Here is a 17,124-nt window from a genome sequence, read left to right as displayed (position 1 = left end):
CGCACGCGCGGAGCCCCCGCCGCCCGCCGTCGGATCAGACGGCGAGAGGCTCCAGGTCGCGGTGGACCCGCCGCTCGTCGCGCGCATAGCGCGCCAGACTGTGCTCCTCGCCGAGCAGCCGGGTCAGCTCGGACACCGCCTCCGAACGCAGCCGGGCCGCCTCCTCCTTGCGGCCCATCGAGTCCAGGCTGATCGCCATGTTGGAGCTGCTCGCGAGGGTCTCCGGATGGTGCGCCCCGAGCGCCTCGCGCAACCGCATCACCGCGAGCCGCTCAAGCTCCAGGGCGCCCTCCGGATCACCCAGGTCGGCCCGCGTGTTCGCCAGGTTGAGATGGGCGAAGACCGTGTGCGGGTGGTTGTCGCCCAGGACGTCCCGCATGCCCCGTATCGTCTGGCGCAGCATCGTCTCCGCCGTCTCCGCGGCGCCCGTGCCCCAGTGGAAGACCGCCAGGTTGTTCACGGCCGCCAGGGTGTACGGGTGCCGCTCGCCCGGCACCTTCATGTACTCGTCCACCACCTCCTGCGCCAGGTCCCGCGCCCCGCCCGCATCCCCGGTCGCGAACAGGTCCGAGGCCAGGTTGAGCTCACAGGACAGCAGGTCCGGGTTGACGGCGGTGTACTTGGCCCGGTAGCGGGCCCGGGTGGCCGTGGTCAGCCGGAAGGCGTCCTCCAGCTGGCCCGCCCGGCGCAGCGACACGGCCAGGTTCTTCGCGGCCGACAGGGTGCCCGGGAAAGCCCGTCCCAGCGTCCGCTTGTAGGTCTCGTACGTCCGGCTCAGCAGCTGCACCGAATCCTCGTACCGGCCCACCTCCCGCAGGTCACGGGCCAGGTTCTGCGCCGAGGACAGGGTGTACGGGTGCTCCGGCCCGAGCACCTCCGTGCGCAGGTCGTGCACTTCCTGGTCGATCTCGCGGGCTCTGGTGTACTGGCCCACGAGCCGCAGGTTCAGCGCCAGGTTGTTCGCGGCGGCCAGCGTGCGCGGGTGCGCCTCGTGGAAGATCTGGCTGAAGCCCTCGTGCGCGTCGGTCGCCAGCTCCATCGCCTGGCCGTACTGGCCCAGCGCGCCCAGGGTGTTGGCCAGACCGCTCATGGTCATGTACGTGTGCGGGTGCGAGGGACCGAGCTGCGCGCGCTGCCGCTCCAGCGTGACCTCGTCCAGCTCCTTCGCCTCCACGAACCGCCCCTGCGAACGCAGGATGTTCGACAGGTGGAAGCGCAGGTACAGGTACTGCAGGTCGTCGTTGCCCAGCATCTCCTTCCACGACTCCCGCAGCTCCTCGCCGAGCGCGTACGCGGCCTTGAAGTCACCGCGCTTCCACAGATAGCGCACCCGGTCGATCAGCAGCCGGCGCGTCTCCGGCTCCTTGCAGAACCGGGCCTCCGACGGCGTCAGGTGCGACCAGATGGTGTTGAACCGCGGCCACGTCTCCGGGTTGTCGATCGGCTCGTCGTCGTCCGGCCGGGCCCCCGCCAGGATCCGGTGGACCGCGTGCCGGGCCTCCCGCTGCTCCTCCTCGGTCAGCTGGGCCCGGATCACCGCCTGCACCAGCCGGTGGACCTGGATGCTGTTGCTGACCTGGTCGACCTTGGCCAGCGCGAACCGGCCGATCTCCCGGATCACCCGGCCCAGCACCAGCTTCTCCTGCAGCGAGGAGTCGTAGGGCTTGAGGGCGTCGATCATCTCCTTGCTGTAGAGCAGGTTCGCGGAGATCGGCTCGGGCGCGAGGAAGGCGCAGAGCTGGAGCAGCCGGACCGCGGCCGGGGAGCGGGACTGCAGCCGCTCGATGGAGATGTTCCACGTGGCCGCCACCGGCTCCGGGTAACCGGGCGGCTGGTTCAGCGCCAGCACCCGGGCCGCCTGCTGGGCCAGCTGCTCGATGTACACGGACACCGGCGTCGCCGTCTCCGCGATCCAGGCACCCGCCTGCTCCACGGCCAGCGGCAGGTCGCCCACCGCCACGGCCACCTGCTCGGCGTCGTCCTTGCTGAGCCCGGGGGCCCGGCGCTGGAGGTGCTCGATGGACTCCTCGCGCAGGAACACGTCCACCGGCAGCGCGTCGCCGTACTGCGACCAGGACTGGTTGCGGGAGGTCACCAGGACGTGGCCGGGCCCGCCCGGCGGGAAGAACCGCTTGAGCGTCTCGGGGTCGTCCGCGTTGTCGAAGACCAGCAGCCAGCGGGAGGAGGGCACCCCGCGCCGCAGCAGGTCGATCGCCTCCTGCGAGGCGGCCGCCATGTCCTCGCCGGTCTGCGCGCCCAGCCGTACCGCCAGCTCCGCGAGGGCCGCGACCACGTCGTCGGTCTGCTCGGAGGAGATCCACCACACCAGGTCGTAGTCGGCCATGAACCGGTGCACGTACTCCAGCGCCACCTGGGTCTTGCCGACGCCCCCGAGCCCGAACAGGGTCTGCGGCTGCGGCAGCACCACGGCCATGCCGCCGCCGAGCTGGTCGCGCATCCGCTCCAGCACGATGCTGCGCCCGGTGAAGCCGGGGTTGCGGGGAGGCGCGTTCCAGATCTTCGGGACCGTCCCCGGGAAGCGGGGGCCGGGCTGGGAGGCGCTGTTGACGCTGTCGGGCAGCGCCATGGGCCGCTCCACCGCACGCAGCAGGGCGGTGGTGGCGTGCACCTCGTCGAGCCGGAAGAGGTCCACCGGATTGCGGTCGATGTACGGCGTGGAGAGCCGTACGTCCCCCACCCTCAGCGGCACCAGCTGGCGCCGGCCGCCGGTCGGGTCCTCGGCGGCCGCCCGCTCCCACACGTCCACGGCCCGGACGGACTTGAGGTAGGCCGTGGAGAGCAGCACCACGGTCCGGGCGGCGGTGTCGACGCTGATGCCCGCGCCCCCCAGGGTGTCCCCGGCCGGGACCTCCGGTGCCTGCTCGGCCGAGACGTCCTTCGGCACGACCCGGAAACCGGCCCGGGTGAGCACCGACTCGATCCAGTCGGCCCACATCCGGTTCTCCGCCACGTAGGACAGGAACAGGTCGGCGGGCAGGGCCGGGCGGCGCCGGGTGAAGGCGTCCCTGATGCGCAGCCGGACCTCCTCGCCGATCACCGGCATGGAGGTGATGTCGCCCTCGGTGACCACGGCGGTCAGGCGCTCGAAGGCGGAGAGCAGGGAGTTGGTGAGCCCGGCCTCGTCGCCGAAGGTGGCCAGGGTCTCCTCGTAGGCGTAGTAGGGGCGGTACGGGATCTCCACCGCGCCCCAGTACGAGGTGAGCTCGTCCCCGATCAGGCCGTTCGGGAAGCGGTCGAACTTGATCCGGGCCAGTGCCCGGCCGGCGTCGGCCTTCTCCTTCTCGCCCTCGTCGATGCGCATCGGCACCGGGTAGATCTTGATGCCGCGGTCGTTGAACCGCTCGTCGATCTGGCGGGCCACGGACGCGGCGCCGTCGATGGACTGGTCGGACAGGGTGAAGCAGTCGACGAGGACGTCCGGGAGGTGGACCGTGCAGATGTCCGCGATGTCGGACAGGCCGGTGCGGCTGTCGATCAGGACGTAGTCGTAGTTCCGCTTCATGTCGGCGCGTAACGCGTCGAAGAAGAGCCCGCCACCGAGCCGGTCGTAGAAGTTGTCCCAGTCGAAGGTGGAGACGGTCGCCGAGTACTCGCGGTTCTGCCGGCCCGCCGAGACGAAGTCCAGGGTGCCGCCGTACGGGAACTCCCAGCCGTGGGTCTCCGGGGTGAGCGAGACGGCGTGCGGCTGTATCCGCGCGTAGTCCTTGTGCCAGTCGTCCGGTCGCTGGACCGGGCTGGTGGCGGCCCAGGCGTACTCACTGATCAGGTCGATGACCCCGGTGGTGGCCCCGAGCGTGGAGGGGTCGAGGAAGGGGTGGAAGAAGCGGTGCAGGCCGGGGGCCTCCAGGTCCCAGTCCACGGCGAGGACCCGCTTGCCGTTGGCCGCCAGGATCCAGGCGGTGTTGGCCAGCGCCATGGTGCGGCCCGTGCCGCCCTTGTACGAATAGAAGGTGACGATGCGTCCGTCACGGCTGTCGCTGTCGCTGTCACTGCTCGCTGTCATCCGCGTCCCCCCGGTCGGTGTCGTTGTCGTCGTTGTCGTGGAGGCCGGCGCCCGCGGGCCCGGTCCGGTGCCGGTCGGAGTCGGGCGGGAAGGGGACACGGGGCGATGGCGGGCCGGGCGGCCCGTTCATCCCCATCGGACCCAGCAGCCGGGGCCGGTCGATCGAGGTGTCGCCCTTCGGCGGATACGGCTGGGCGTGTCTGAGGAACTGCTGGGCGGCGGCCTCGACCACCTGCGGCAGGATCTGGCCGAGGGTCTCCACGTTCGCCACGCCGTTGGCCGCGGCACGGCAGGCGGCCCGGCCCTGGCTCATCGTCCTGGGCATGGTGGTCTCCAGCCGGTCGGCCAGCTCGGACTCCTTCGACCGGCTCTGGTGGTCGTACCGGTTCCAGGGCACGACCACGTTGACCCACGGCCGCGGGTCCCGGTCGAAGGCGGCCAGGCGCAGGCGCCGGTCCTCGTCCTCCACCGCCCAGCGGTCGACGATCAGGATCTCCGGGCGGGTCGGCAGCTGTTTGCCGTCGAGGTGTCCGGCCTCGTCGTCGAAGGAGGACATGGTGGTCTGGTAGTTGAGGTTCTTGACCAGGTCCTCGGCGACGTAGGCGATGGGCCGCTGGGCGACCGGGTGGTAAGGGTTCCACTCCAGCGCGGTGTCCCCGTAGTACTCGGGGGTCCGGCCCTCCGGCAGTTCGTGCCGGGAGGCGGCGGCCACCGTCACGTGCAGGGTGCGGGACGGGCTGCCGCTGGAGCCGAAGGCGCTGGGCACGTTCCGGTAGTCCAGCGGTCGGATGGGCTCCAGGTGGGCGGTCTCGGCGACCTGGACGATGCGCCGGGCGAGCTCGTAGACCGCCTGCTCGTACTGGTCGGCGTAACCGCGCAGTTTGATCAGCCCGTACAGGCCGTCGGTGACGTAGCGCTCGCCGAAGGTGTTGTGGTTGAACTGCAACCGCTCGGCGGGGCCGGGGAGTTGCTCCGGCGGGACCGGCACCCATAACGCGGGCACGATGGCCTCGGCCGGTGTGTTGCGGACCGCACCGTGCTGGACCGCGCGCTGCGCGAAGGCGAACCACTCCTTCCCGCACATCTCGCTGGCGAAGTAGCGCGGCGAGAACAGGGGAACGAAGACGCGGCAGTTGGCGAGTGCCCGGGCCAGCCGTTCGGACCAGCCCTCGCCGCTGCGTATCTCCCGGTCCATGAACCCGACGTCGTACCCGGCGCGCAGATCGGTCAGCGCCATGACGTGTCCGCAGAGATCGCGGAAAAGGCGCTCGACCCACATGTCGGGGTCGGGTCCCCCGGCCCCGAACCTCGGTGTATGTGCGTAACTGAGAAAAAAGTACGGCTCCCCTGATGCGGGCACACGACCCCCGTCCCGAAGATGCGAAGCGAAGAAACATCATTCCGGAGCTGCTTCGCCACATCCCCTCATCGTTCAGTCAATCAGCGTCGGTTTTCGGTCATCCAGTCAAGGGCGTGATCGACGGCCTCCGGGACGGAGAAGAGCATGGTCGACGCACCTGCCACCCGCCCCCTGCGCACCCGTGAATCCGGGAACGCGTCACCGATCTCCGCGAAATCGCTGTCATCCAGCGCAACGTCCTCGTACGCCGCCCACTCCCCCTCCTGCCGGTGCCTTTGCAGCCCCGGAAGGTTCACCTTCACCACACACTCGTACATGCGCAAGGGGGGCTTCGGAATTCGGTACTCCGCGAGATGGAAAGCGGTGCAGACCGAAAACCCCACATTGATCATGAGTACCTGCCCGCCCTCCCAGCACAGTTTTCCCAGGGGTGTCTCTTCCCCCAGATGGCTTTCGAGACGGTGCCCGGAGCAGAGCCGCCGCGCGTCGGCGCCGAGGGCCGCGAACGAGGTCTGCGGGTGGTCGCTGCGCACGGCCCCCGGCGCGGTGCGGACGGCCTCGGCGAGGGCGCCCATGCCCTGGCTCGGGGTGCTCGCCGGGTCGAAGGCGGGCATCCGCTCGCGGAAGGCCCGCACCCCGGCCTCGTCAAGACCGCTGATCCGCTCCAGATGGGCGCTGGAGGTCTTGGAGTTCTGCGGGGTGAACGCGGGGACCACCAGCGTGCCGCGCGGCCCGAGGACGCCCATCAGCGCGTCGCGCAGCCGCTCCGCGCGCAGCCCGGTCCCGCCGAGGGCGGAGTGCACCATGAGCCGCATGCCGGGCCGGACCCCGAGCAGCCGTAATCGCAGCGCCAGCTGCAGCCTCCCGAGGGCGGGGGAGGAGGCACTCATGCGTCGACCGTCTTCAGTTCGTAGCGGAGCTCCGCGACCAGCCGCTTGCCGGTGACGGTCAGTTCCGCCGCCTCCGAGAGCCGGTCCAGGGCCCGGTGGATACGGTCCGAGCCGCCCGGCTCGGCCGCCGCCGTGGCCCGCCGGTACGCCTCCACCGCCACCCGCTCGTGCACGTCGGCCAGCAGCCGGGACACCGGGACCGGCCGCTCCCGCCACGGCGAGCGGTGCTCCCACTGACCGTCCAGCGCGTACAGATCGGCGACCTCGGTCAGCGCCCGCAGCCGCGTCCGCCGCCGCCCGGTCAGCAGTGCGAGCGCGGTCTCCCGCGCCCCCGCCGCGTACGGCACCCCGAGCGCTCCCGGACCGTGCCGGCCGGCCTCGCCCCAGCCGCCCGACCGCGGGCCGCCCGCGAGCGGGGTCAGCGTGGTCAGCCCGGCGGCCGCAGCCCGGGCGAACTCCGGAACCGCCTCGTGCAGCAGCGCCCACGCCCGGTCCAGCCTGCCCCGCCACTCCTCGGCCTCGCCGGCGCCGAGGCGCAGCCTGGGCGGGCGGGCGAAGCAGTTGCGGTACGGGTCGAGGTCCTCCAGGGCCACCGGGGCCGCGTCCGGCCCCGGCGACCAGGTGCGTACGGGCTGCCAGCGGGCGTCCCCCGCCGCCGGCCCGAAGCGGTGCTCGGCGCGGCCGTCCCATACGGCGTACCCCTCGTCGGTGACGTGCAGCGCGGCCCGCCCCTCGGTGCCGGGCTCCCCGAGGCGCAGCAGCCCCAGCGTCGGCAGATACACCTCGCCGTCCCGGTAGGCCACCTCGGCCGGCAGATCCAGGCCGCCCCGCAGCACGGCCGCGGCCGCCAGTGCGGTCAGGCGGCGCGCGGCCTCCTCGGCGTCCTGCGTGCCGTCGTGCGCGGCGTCCAGGGCCGCGAGCACCCAGGTCCGGGTGAAGGGGTGGTCCACCACGGCGTCCACTGCGTCCGCGCCCGCCTCCCCGGCCCGTTCCACGGTGGCCAGCAGCTCCCAGGCGCGGGCCCAGCCGGGATCGGCGGCGAGGTCCGCGTGCAGCCGGGCCAGCAGGATCCGGGTCAGCTCCTGCTGGGACCGGGCGAGTTCGGCGGGGTCGGACAGCTGCGGAGCGGTCTCCCGCAGCGCCGTGCGGCCCTCGACCCCGTCCACCAGCTCGCGCAGGTCGGTGCAGTAGACGGAGGGGTTGTCGAAGCCGTTCCGGTCGCGGTAGCGGTGGGTGTAGAGCCCGCCCCCGCACGAACGTACGACGGGGCACCGGCGGCACGAGTCGCTGACGCCATCGAGGCCCAGCTGCCGGGCGCGGACCCCGGGATGGCCCGCGACCTGGTCAAACGCGTGGTCGAAGACGTTGAACCCGGTGGCGGCGGCTCCCTCGAAGGCGCTTTTGAGGGAGTCGACCTGTTCCAGGCTCCCGTCGGTCTCGACGACGACGAGGTCGGTGGGGGCGAGGCCGAGCGACTCGGTGAGGCTCGGTCCGCCGCGCAGGGTCGAGAGCAGGGACTCGAAGAGCCGTACGGGAACCGGGCGTCCCAGCCGGTCCCAGTGGTCGAAGATCCGCAGGAGCCAGCGGGCGTACGCGTCGGGAGCGCCGTCGGGCCGGGCCGGAGGTGTCTCCCACGTGGCATGAGGCAAAAGGAAGTCCACGCGCGGGGGCTGCAGTTCGACCAGGGCGTCCAGAACTGCCACGGGGTCGTTGGCCACGTCCACGGTGCAGAGCAGCCCCTGGTACAGGTGGCGGTAGGGCTCGGAGCGGAGCAGCGCGACGGCGGCCAGGACCAGCGGGTGGCTCGTGCGGCCGTCGGCGAAGCGGCGGTGGCGGTCGTTGGCCGCGCGGTCCCCGTCGAGGGAGATGCCGACCCGGACGCCGTACTCGGCGAAGAGGTCGAGGTAACGCGTGCTGAGCTGGAGTCCGTTGGTGTGGATGCGCAGGTCGAGGGCGGCGATGCCGTCGAGCGCCCGGGTGAACTCCTCGCACACGAGGCGGAGCCGGGCGGGGCCCGCCAACAGGGGTTCCCCTCCATGGAGAATCACCGTGACGGAGGGGAGTGCATGGTCACGGGCATGTTCGGCGAGCCGCAACGCGGTGTGCGAAATAACCTCGGGGGAGATCGCTTTCGGCCGGGCTCGCCAGCTCTGATCTGCGTGTTCGTAGACATAGCAATGATCACAAGCAAGATCGCATCTGCTGTGAACTTTCAGGACGATCTCGCGAAATGGGATCAGGCCGGTCATTCCACCAGTCTAGAGCTCTTACTTCGGTGTCAGAGCGCGGAGTTGAAGATCGGTGCCTGAACCGGACGAGCAGATTCGGCCGGCAGCATGCGACCGAGCGTCGTCGCCGCGGAAGCGGTGTGGACGTCGATCTTGCTGAGCGGGACCCGGTGGGCCTTGACCGAGCTGGTCGTGGGGGTCGCTGAAGTGTTCACGGCACCGTCCTTGGGGAAGCCATGTGGAATGGACATGTGAATGACAACGGCTACATGCTGCTGTCAAGCAGGGACTTTACTAGGACAGTCCCCCTTGGCAACACGAGACATGACGCCTGGTCAAGAGTTGCAACCAATGCGTGCCGGATTTCTCAAGAGGGCGGATTCGGCCGTTTGCCGGAAAGAAAGATCCTTTTCATCGCCGGGGGTCCCGGAGGGGGTCCTTCCGAGGTCCTGTCGAGGTCCTGCCGGGGGGCCCGGCGGCGGTGCCGGTCGGTCCGTACCCACTCCGGCGGCCGCGCACTGACCTGGGGTGATGAGGGGGGCGTGTCCCGTCGGCCGGGGGTCCGGCCCGGCCGGGGCCAAGCCTCATGCGCCTCACGAACCTGACGCACCTCACGAACCTGGCGCACCTCACGAACCTGGCGCACCTCGCGCGTCTTCCGCGCCGGGCAGCGGGAAGGGCGCGGTGATGGCCGCGGCGGCGGGCGCCGAATCATGCCGATGACATCCCCTCGGAAGCGGCCCGGCGGCGGCCCCGGAGCGCCGGTGGGCGGCGCGGCCGGCGAGGCGTCCGACAGCGGGAGGACGAGCGGGTCGACGTCGTCGATGCGGCGGGTCGTGCGAAGGCCTCCACGGCTCATGGGGCCCACCCGTCGGGTGGGGCGGGCCCGGACACGCGGAGTCCAGAGCGGCACACTCCCTTCTCGACCGCGTGCTGAATGCCGGCCAGTTGGGCCGGGATCGAACGCGTATGGTTCAACACCCTCTAGGCGGGCTGCTGTTCGTTGAGGTCCGGTGCCGGCAGATCGCGCAGCAGCCAGTTCAGTACGTCGGGCAGCGCGCGCAGGGCGGCGAAGTGCGCGGCGGCGGGCTCGATGTTGGTGGTGGCCCCGGGGATGCGGCGGGCCAGCCAACGGGAGTGGCCCACGGGGGAGAACACGTCCAGCTCACCGTGCCAGATCATCACCGGACAGCGGATGTCGGCCGGGTCGAAGCCCCAGGGGCGGCTGAAGGCCAGGACGTCGTCGATCCATCCGTACGCCGAATGGCGCAGCCCCTCACGGTAGTTGCGCAGAAGCATCGACCGCAGGCCGGCGTCCGCGACGATCATGCGGTCGTTGTCGGTCAGTTCCCTACGCAGTTCGTCCAGCAGCCGGCCGGGGTCCTTGCGGATGCCGTCGGCGCGCGGGATCAGCCGCGCCGCCAGCTCCTCGGGATCGTCGGTGGCGGTGGTGTACTCCCGTACGTTCGACGCGGCCATCCCGGCGAACCAGTCGAGGTCCTCCGCATCCCGGGGAGCGAGGCCGACCATCGCCGCGGTCCGGGTGACCCGGTCGGGGAGGAGGGCGGCGCAGGCCAGTGCGCCGGCGGCGCCGCCGGAGCGGCCGGCGACCGCGAAGGTGTCGATGCCGAGGGCGTCGGCGATGGCGGCCACGTCGTGGGCCACGTCGGCCACGGTGCGGCCCACATGACGGTCGGAGCCGCCGTAGCCGGGTCTGTCGTAGGCGATGAGCTGCATCCGGCGCTGGTAGAGGACCATGCCCCGGGGGGCCGGGCCGAGGCGGCTGCCGGGCATGCCGTGCAGCAGGAAGACGGGTTTGCCGTCCGGATCGCCCCAGCGCTCCACGGTCAGAGCGCGCCCGTCCGCTGTGCGCACCTGATTGCGCACGCGCTCCCTCCTTCACGATCGATTCGGGTCGTCATCGCGATTGTGCTCGCTGGGGGAGGAGCGCGGTAGGGCGCACTTCGAGCGGAATTCTTGTGAATGTGTTCACGAGCCTGAAAGGAGCTTTGAATCCCCTGCATATGCCCTGGTCAAGGAGGTTTATTCGGGGGCGTGAACGGGTGTGAACGACCCTTCGCGCCGCCTTGGAGGGGATTTCGGCGCGGTGGCTTGCGTTTTCGGGCGGCGAATTGGGGCGGCGGGTCGAGTCGCCGGGCCGGGCCGTCGGGCCGGGCTGTCGGGAAAAGGCCGGCCGGTGGTCCGGACCGGGTGGGGAATGGAGAAGTTCCCGCCGTTCGGGCGGTTGGGGCTGCTCGGGGGGCCGGGCGGTTCGGGGTGCCGGGCGGTTCGGGGGCGCGGGCGCCGGGCTGCTCGGGGCGCCGGGCGGGCTACGGCGCCGTGCGGGGGACGAGCAGGGCCGCCGCCGAGCGGGCCTGCTCCAGTGCCCTGACGCGGTCCGCGCCGCGCTGGCCCAGGACCACGCGGGTGCTCAGGCCGTCCAGCAGCGCGAGCAGCTCCGAGGCCCGCGCGGGCACGTCCATGGGCGCGAAACGGCCCTGGTCCACGCCCTTCGCCAGGAGCGACTCCAGATCCCGCTGCCAGCTGTCGTCGATCTCCTCCTGGGCGGCCTTGAGCGGCTGATTGGAGGCGGTACGGGCCCACAGCTCGATCCACAGCGTCCAGCGCGGGTCGCGGGGGCCCTCGGGGAGGTAGAGCTCCAGGAACTGGTCCAGCTTGCGCGCCGCCGTCACCCTGCGGCCCAGCAGCGCCCGGCGCTCCCCTGTGAGCTGCTCCTCGCTCCAGCGCAGGGCCTCCAGCAGGAGCCGGTCCTTGCTGCCGAAGTAGTACAGGATGTGGCCGCCGCTGGTGCCGAGGCGCTCGGCCAGCGCGGACATGGTGAGCGCGGCCAGTCCGTCCTCGGCGATGGCCGCCATGGCCTCTTCCAGCATCCGCTCCTGGGCGATCTGCCCGTCGCGCCGCCGTGCTGCTCCCGCCACCGCTCCCGCCCTCCGGATCTTCCTGGGCCGACCTTATCCCGGACAGGGTCTTGACGGGGGCGAGGTCGACCCCTCATCTTGAATGCCATTCAAGAAGTTAGAACGCCATTCAAGATCGCTCAAGGTCAGGGGTCCTCATGGGACAGCAGGAGACAGCCGACGTCGACGAGGTGTTCCGGGTCGAAACCCACGGGATCGACCCCATCCCGGACGCCGAGCGCCACGGCAGCGCCAAGGACCTCTTCTGGCTCTGGTTCGGCTCCAACCTCACCTTCACCTACGTGATCAACGGGGCCCTCGCCGTCGCCTTCGGGCTCTCCTTCTGGCAGGCCACCGCCGTGGTCGTGATCGGCGGACTGTCCTTCTTCGCCATCAGCGCCGCCGGACTCAGCGGCATCCGCACCGGCACCGCCACCCTGGTCATCTCCCGCGCCGCCTTCGGCATACGCGGCAACTTCCCGGCCGGCGTCCTCAACTGGGTCGTGAGCATCGGCTACACCATCGTCAACACCGTGGTGGGCACCCTCGCCCTGGAAGTCTTCTTCGCCGAGATCGGCTGGCAGAGCGGCACCGCGGGCCGCGCCGTCGCCCTCCTCGTCACCCTCGCGCTGACCTTCGCCGTCGCCATGTGGGGCCACGCCACCGTGCAGTTCGCCGAGCGCTGGATGGCCTACGTCCTCGCCGCCGGCTTCGGCGTCCTGCTCCTCTTCGTCATCCCCGGCACCGATACCGCCGCCCCGGCCGGCGCCGCCCCCGGGCTCTCCGGCTGGAGCCTGGCCTTCGTCGTCATGCTCGCCGGCCCCTTCTCGTACCTGCCGATGCCCGCCGACTACACCCGCTACCTGCCCCGGACCACCTCGCTGAAGTCCCTCACCTGGATGGGAGCCCTCGGCGGCTTCCTCTCCTCCGTGGCCCTCGGCGTCGCGGGCGTCGCCGCCGCCACCCAGACCGACATGACCGACGCGGTCGCCGGGGCGGAGAGCCTGCTGCCCGGCTGGTTCCAGCCGCTCTTCCTGGCCCTCGTGCTCGGCGGCTCGGTCACCAACTCGATCATCACGCTCTACTCCTCCAGCCTGAACCTCCAGGTCCTCGGCATCCCGTGGAGCCGCGCCCGGGCCATCGTCATCAGTGCCGCCGTCACCGCCCTCGGCTCGCTCGCCGCGCTCTTCCTCACCGACTTCACCACCTCCCTGCTCTCCTTCCTCTCCCTGCTGATCATCGTGTTCGCCCCCTGGGGCGGGGTCTTCCTCGCCGACATGCTGCTGCGCCGCTGCCACTACGACGCCGACGCCCTGCACGCGGGCAGCGGGGGCGCCTACTGGTACCGCTCCGGCTACCACTCCGCGGGCATCACCGCCCTGCTCACCGGAATGACCTTCGCGGCCCTGACCTGCGACTCCGAGCTGTGGACCGGCCCACTGGTCGCCCCGCTCGGCGGCGCCGACCTCACCCTCCTCGGCTCGGTCGTCTCCGGACTCACCTACTGGGCCCTCACCCGCCGCCGGGTCGCGGCGTACGCCCCGGCCGCCTGAACGACACCGCACACCGCAATGGAGCACCCCCACATGGCACGCCACCCCTTCCCCGCCGACCTGCTGCTCACCGGAGCCCGGATCCACACCGTCGACCCCGGCCTGCCCGAGGCCGAGGCCCTCGCCGTCCACGACGGGCGGATCGTCTGGGTCGGCCCGGACACCGAGGCCGCCGCCTGGGCGGGCCCCGGTACCCAGCGGATCGACGCGGGCGGCAAGCTCGTCCTGCCCGGCTTCATCGACGCCCACAACCACGTCCGGCTCGGCTCCGACGCGGACTGCGTCCAGCTCGCCGGGGTGCGCACCCTCGCGGGCATCCACGAGCGGATCCTTGCCTGGCGGGAGGCCAACCCGGACGCCGGATGGATCGAGGCCGAGGCCTTCGACTACTCCGCCATCCCCGGCGGGCGGATGCCGTGTGCCGCCGACCTGGACCCCGTCACCGGGGACACCCCGGCGATCGTGCTCTCGTACGACGTGCACACGGCCTGGCTGAACACGGCGGCCATGCGGCGGCTCGGGGTCTCCCGGGACGACACCGACCTCCCCTTCGGCACCGCCGCGGTGGACCCGGAGACCGGCGAACCCACCGGCTTCGTCAAGGACTTCGCCATCAAGGGGCTCTCCCGCGCCGGCCACCGCGCACTGCGCGAGCTGGGCGTGCCGTGGGCCTCGCCGGACCGGCAGTACGGGCGGCTCGCCAAGAGCCTCGACGACGCCATCGGCTTCGGCATCACCACGGTGGTCGAGCCGCAGAACTCCCTCGACGACCTCGAGCTCTTCGAACGGGCCCGCTCGGAAGGGCGGTTGCGCTCACGGATCGTCGCGGCGCTGTTCCACCCGCGCGGCACCGGCGACGCCGACCTGGACGAATTCGCCGACGCGGCACGGCGGTTCGCCGGCGACCGGCTGCGGGTCGGCCCGCTCAAGCTGTACATCGACGACGTGGTGGAACCGCGCACGGCCGCGCTCCTGGAGCCGTACACCGGCTGCGGCGCCCACCGCGGCGAGACCTTCTACCCGGCGGAGGAGTTCGCGCAGCTGCTGGCCAAGCTGGACGCGCGCGGCTTCCAGTGCTTCGTGCACGCGACCGGCGACCGGGGCATCCGGACCGTCCTGGACGCGGTCGAGCACGCGCGGACGCTGAACGGCCCGCGCGACGCCCGCCACCAGGTGGTCCACGTGGAATGCCTGGACCCGGCCGACGTACCGCGCTTCGCGGAGCTCGGCGTGATCGCGTGCATGCAGCCGAGGCACTGCGCGCCGGAGATCGCGGGCCCCGGCCAGGACTGGGCGGAGAACGTGGGCGAGGGCCGCTGGCACAAGGCCTGGCCGATGCGGAGCCTGCACGCGGCGGGTGCGGTGCTGGCGTTCTCCAGCGACTGGAACGTGGCGGAGATGGACCCGATGGTCGGCATCTACACGGCGGTGACGCGCCGCCCGCTGTCCGGCGACGGCCCGGCCTGGCAGCCGGCCGAGACGGTGGACGTGGAGACGGCCGTGTACGGCTACACGATGGGCTCGGCCCACGCCAACTTCCTCGACGAGGAGCGCGGTTCCCTCACGGTCGGCAAGGCGGCGGACTTCGTGATCCTGTCCCGGGACATCCTCACCGTCCCGGCGGACGAGATCCCGGGCACGGTCGCCGAGACGGTCGTCGTGGCGGGCGAGGTGGTCCACCGGAACTCCCTCTAGAGTGAGCTCACTTGGGGTGGTTCACCCCTGAGGAGGGCGGGGGAGACGGACGTGGTCGTCGAGATGGTGGCCCTGGCGCTCTGCGCGTTACTGGTAGGCACCCTGACGCGCAGGACGGTCGCCCGGCGGGCGGAGGCCCGGACGGCGGCTGCCGCCGGCGGCGCCGTCACCGCCGTCCCCTGCCAGGCGCGCTGGCGGCAGGGGGTCCGGCGGCGGTTCTTCGGCTACGGGAAGCTGCGGACCGGCGCGGACGGCACGGGAGCGGTCTTCGCGGCGCCGCTGCGCGGGGCGGTCGCGCTGCCCGTGGGCGGCCGGGTGGTCGCCCGTGGGAGCTGGCGGCCGGGTATGCAGGTGCTGGAGTACCGGGCTCCGGACGGGCGGCGGATCGACTTCCAGGTCTACGACGCCGAGGCCGCCCGCGCGGCCCGCCTGCTGGGCGCCGACGGCCCGGCCGTGTCCTAGGTCCTGTCGTCGAAGTCCCGCCTGGCCCGCGGCGCCCGGCACCCAACCGGCGCTACTTTGACGACAGGACCTAGCGCTTCGGCCAGTACCAGAGCGGCTCGTCCAGCGGGCCCTCGCGGCCCGCGACCTCCGTGCGGCCGAACTCCTTGACCAGGGTGATGGTCTGCAGGTCCACCCGGTGCCGGCGGGTCCCGGCCGCCAGGGCCTCGGCCAGCGGGGCGGCATGGGTGACCACCACCGTCTGGGTGTCCCGGCTCGCCGTGAGGATCAGGTCCGCGAGCGGGGCGAGCAGGTCCGGGTGGAGGCTGGTCTCCGGCTCGTTGAGGACCATCAGGGCGGGCGGCCGCGGGGTCAGCAGGGCCGCCGTCCAGAGCAGGTAGCGCAGGGTGCCGTCGGAAAGCTCGGCCGCGCCCAGCGGACGCAGCAGGCCGTGCTGGTGGAGTTCCAGCTCGAAGCGGCCGTCGCGGTCGGTGACGGAGACCCGGCTGCCGGGGAAGGCCGCCGAGACCGCCTCGTCCAGCGCGGCATGGTCCCCGGTCTCGCGGATCGTCTGGAGCGCGGCGGGCAGGTCGGAGCCGTCGGCGGCGAGCACCGGCGTACGGGTGCCGATCCGCGGGTTCCGGGCGGGTGCCCCGGCGTCCGTGCGGACGTGGTCGTAGAACCGCCAGGACCGGATCAGCTCGCGCAGGGCGAGGAGGTCCGGTGCCAGCTGGGGGTCGGCGAGCTCGCTGAGCATGGAGTCGTAGGGGCGCAGGGCGTTCTGTGTACGGTGCCAGCCGCCGTCCGCGGTGCGGGTCCGTACGGCCGGCCCCGCGCGGTCGGACAGCAGGGCCGCGGGGCGCAGCACCGGCCCGGCCCAGGTGCACTCGCGCTTGATCTCCGGGTCCAGGGCGAAGAGGGATTCCGCCACCGGCACGGGATGCCCGAAGTCCACGGCGTAGCCGAACTCGTCGCCCGCGAAGCCCAGGCGCAGGCTGACCGGCTCGCTGCGGACCGTTCCCTGGAGGGGCTGCTGCCCCTCGCGCACCGCCCGTGCCAGATTCTCCGGCCCGGCCCACAGGGTGGAGGGCAGCCCGCCCTCCCGCGCCAGGGCCGCGATCGCCCCGCCCCGGGCGGAGTCGGCGAGCAGGCGCAGCGAACGGTAGAGGCTGGACTTGCCGGTCCCGTTCGCCCCGGTCACGACGGTGAGCCGGCCCAGCGGGACGATCAGCTTGCGCAGCGAGCGGTAGTTCTCGACGGCGAGGGTGGTGATCATGCTCCGATCATGCCGGGTCCCCTGCGGGGTGCTCGGCGGTGTGGCTCGGCGGTGCCCGTCTGTGCGGGCCTGTCCCGGCCCGGGGGGCGCCTCTGCCCTGCGGGCGGGCTCGGTGGTGTGCGGCGCGGCCGCGTTCCGCCTCGGGCCGCGCCTCAAGCGCCGGCGGGGCTGGTGGTGTGGGGCGGTGCCCCGCACGGGAGTCTCCTCGACCGGTGCCCTGCGGGCGGGCTCGGTGGTGTGTGGCGCGGCCGCGTGCTGCCTCGGGCCGCGCCTCAAACGCCGGCGAGGCTGGTGGTGTGGGGCGGTGCCCCGCACGAGAGTCTCCTCGGCTCGGCGCACGCGGGCCCGTCACGGACAGGCGGCCGCGGTCGCGCGCTCGTCCTCCGGGGACCCTCCTACGTGTCCCCACCCCACGGCAGACCTTCGGCAGTGCCAGCCGTTCCCCCGTGGGCCTCTCCGGCGGAGGGCAGGGGGGACGTGGCGGGGTGTCCCCGCAGGACGAGCGCGCAACCCAGGCCATACAGCTGGACCCCCGCCGCAGGCGCGAGCCGAGGAGATACCCCGGCACGGCACCACGGACCGACCTGCGCCGAGCAGCCCGCACACCCCAGCCCCGCCGGCGATTGAGGCGCGGCCCGGCCGGGCCGCATACCGCCGAGGCGCCCGCACACCCCAGCCCCGCCGGCGATTGAGGCGCGGCCCGAGGCAAGGGCGGCCCGAGCCGCAGATCCCCAAGCAG

The 17,124-nt window shown here is 72.3% G+C and carries 11 protein-coding genes; 3 read left to right on the top strand and 8 right to left on the bottom strand.

Annotated features, from left to right (window positions below):
- Nucleotides 1–34 precede the first annotated feature (34 nt).
- From fxsT to OG753_RS11780, 7 genes are all read right to left on the bottom strand, one after another.
- Nucleotides 35–4,024 (bottom strand): FxSxx-COOH system tetratricopeptide repeat protein, encoded by a 3,990-nt coding sequence (gene fxsT, locus OG753_RS11810; RefSeq protein WP_405788370.1) that lies wholly within the window; start codon nucleotides 4,022–4,024, stop codon nucleotides 35–37.
- Nucleotides 4,008–5,384: a TIR-like protein FxsC gene (locus OG753_RS11805; protein WP_327261766.1), complete on the bottom strand. Its 1,377-nt coding sequence runs from the start codon at nucleotides 5,382–5,384 to the stop codon at nucleotides 4,008–4,010. The genes fxsT and OG753_RS11805 overlap by 17 nt, the downstream gene beginning before the upstream one ends.
- Nucleotides 5,385–5,464: 80 nt before the next feature.
- Complete coding sequence (locus OG753_RS11800; RefSeq protein WP_327261765.1) at nucleotides 5,465–6,274, bottom strand: AAC(3) family N-acetyltransferase; 810 nt, start codon at nucleotides 6,272–6,274, stop codon at nucleotides 5,465–5,467.
- Nucleotides 6,271–8,523, bottom strand: coding sequence for a radical SAM/SPASM protein FxsBH, inactivated beta-hydroxylase extension form (gene fxsBH / locus OG753_RS11795; RefSeq protein WP_405788369.1), 2,253 nt, complete (start codon nucleotides 8,521–8,523; stop codon nucleotides 6,271–6,273). The genes OG753_RS11800 and fxsBH overlap by 4 nt, the downstream gene beginning before the upstream one ends.
- Before the next feature lie 29 nt (nucleotides 8,524–8,552).
- Nucleotides 8,553–8,717 carry a hypothetical protein gene (locus OG753_RS11790; RefSeq protein WP_327261763.1) on the bottom strand — a complete coding sequence of 55 codons (165 nt, stop codon included), beginning with the start codon at nucleotides 8,715–8,717 and terminating at the stop codon, nucleotides 8,553–8,555.
- A gap of 769 nt (nucleotides 8,718–9,486) precedes the next feature.
- Complete coding sequence (locus OG753_RS11785) at nucleotides 9,487–10,389, bottom strand: alpha/beta hydrolase (protein ID WP_327261762.1); 903 nt, start codon at nucleotides 10,387–10,389, stop codon at nucleotides 9,487–9,489.
- 443 nt (nucleotides 10,390–10,832) lie between these two features.
- Nucleotides 10,833–11,441, bottom strand: coding sequence for a TetR/AcrR family transcriptional regulator (locus OG753_RS11780; protein ID WP_327261761.1), 609 nt, complete (start codon nucleotides 11,439–11,441; stop codon nucleotides 10,833–10,835).
- Nucleotides 11,442–11,578: 137 nt separating this feature from the next.
- Here OG753_RS11780 and OG753_RS11775 point away from each other — a divergent pair, with 137 nt between their 5' ends.
- Genes OG753_RS11775 through OG753_RS11765 form a run of 3 tightly spaced genes read left to right on the top strand, consistent with a single transcriptional unit; the run spans nucleotide 11,579 to nucleotide 15,130 of the window.
- The gene (locus tag OG753_RS11775; protein ID WP_327261760.1) at nucleotides 11,579–12,973 is read left to right on the top strand and encodes a cytosine permease; all 1,395 of its coding nucleotides are present in this window, start codon (nucleotides 11,579–11,581) and stop codon (nucleotides 12,971–12,973) included.
- A 33-nt stretch (nucleotides 12,974–13,006) separates the two neighbouring features.
- Complete coding sequence (locus tag OG753_RS11770) at nucleotides 13,007–14,668, top strand: amidohydrolase (protein ID WP_405788366.1); 1,662 nt, start codon at nucleotides 13,007–13,009, stop codon at nucleotides 14,666–14,668.
- Nucleotides 14,669–14,719: 51 nt separating this feature from the next.
- A complete protein-coding gene (locus tag OG753_RS11765) occupies nucleotides 14,720–15,130 on the top strand; it encodes a hypothetical protein (RefSeq protein WP_405788364.1) in 411 nt (136 codons plus the stop codon).
- A gap of 70 nt (nucleotides 15,131–15,200) precedes the next feature.
- On the opposite strand, the gene OG753_RS11760 is transcribed toward OG753_RS11765, so the two are convergent.
- Nucleotides 15,201–16,385 (bottom strand): AAA family ATPase, encoded by a 1,185-nt coding sequence (locus tag OG753_RS11760; RefSeq protein WP_405788362.1) that lies wholly within the window; start codon nucleotides 16,383–16,385, stop codon nucleotides 15,201–15,203.
- Nucleotides 16,386–17,124 lie beyond the last annotated feature (739 nt).

Source organism: Streptomyces sp. NBC_00029 (genome assembly GCF_045160505.1).
Taxonomy (GTDB): domain Bacteria; phylum Actinomycetota; class Actinomycetes; order Streptomycetales; family Streptomycetaceae; genus Streptomyces.
Note: the sequence above shows the minus strand (reverse complement) of the source record. Positions and strands in the feature narration are given on the sequence as shown.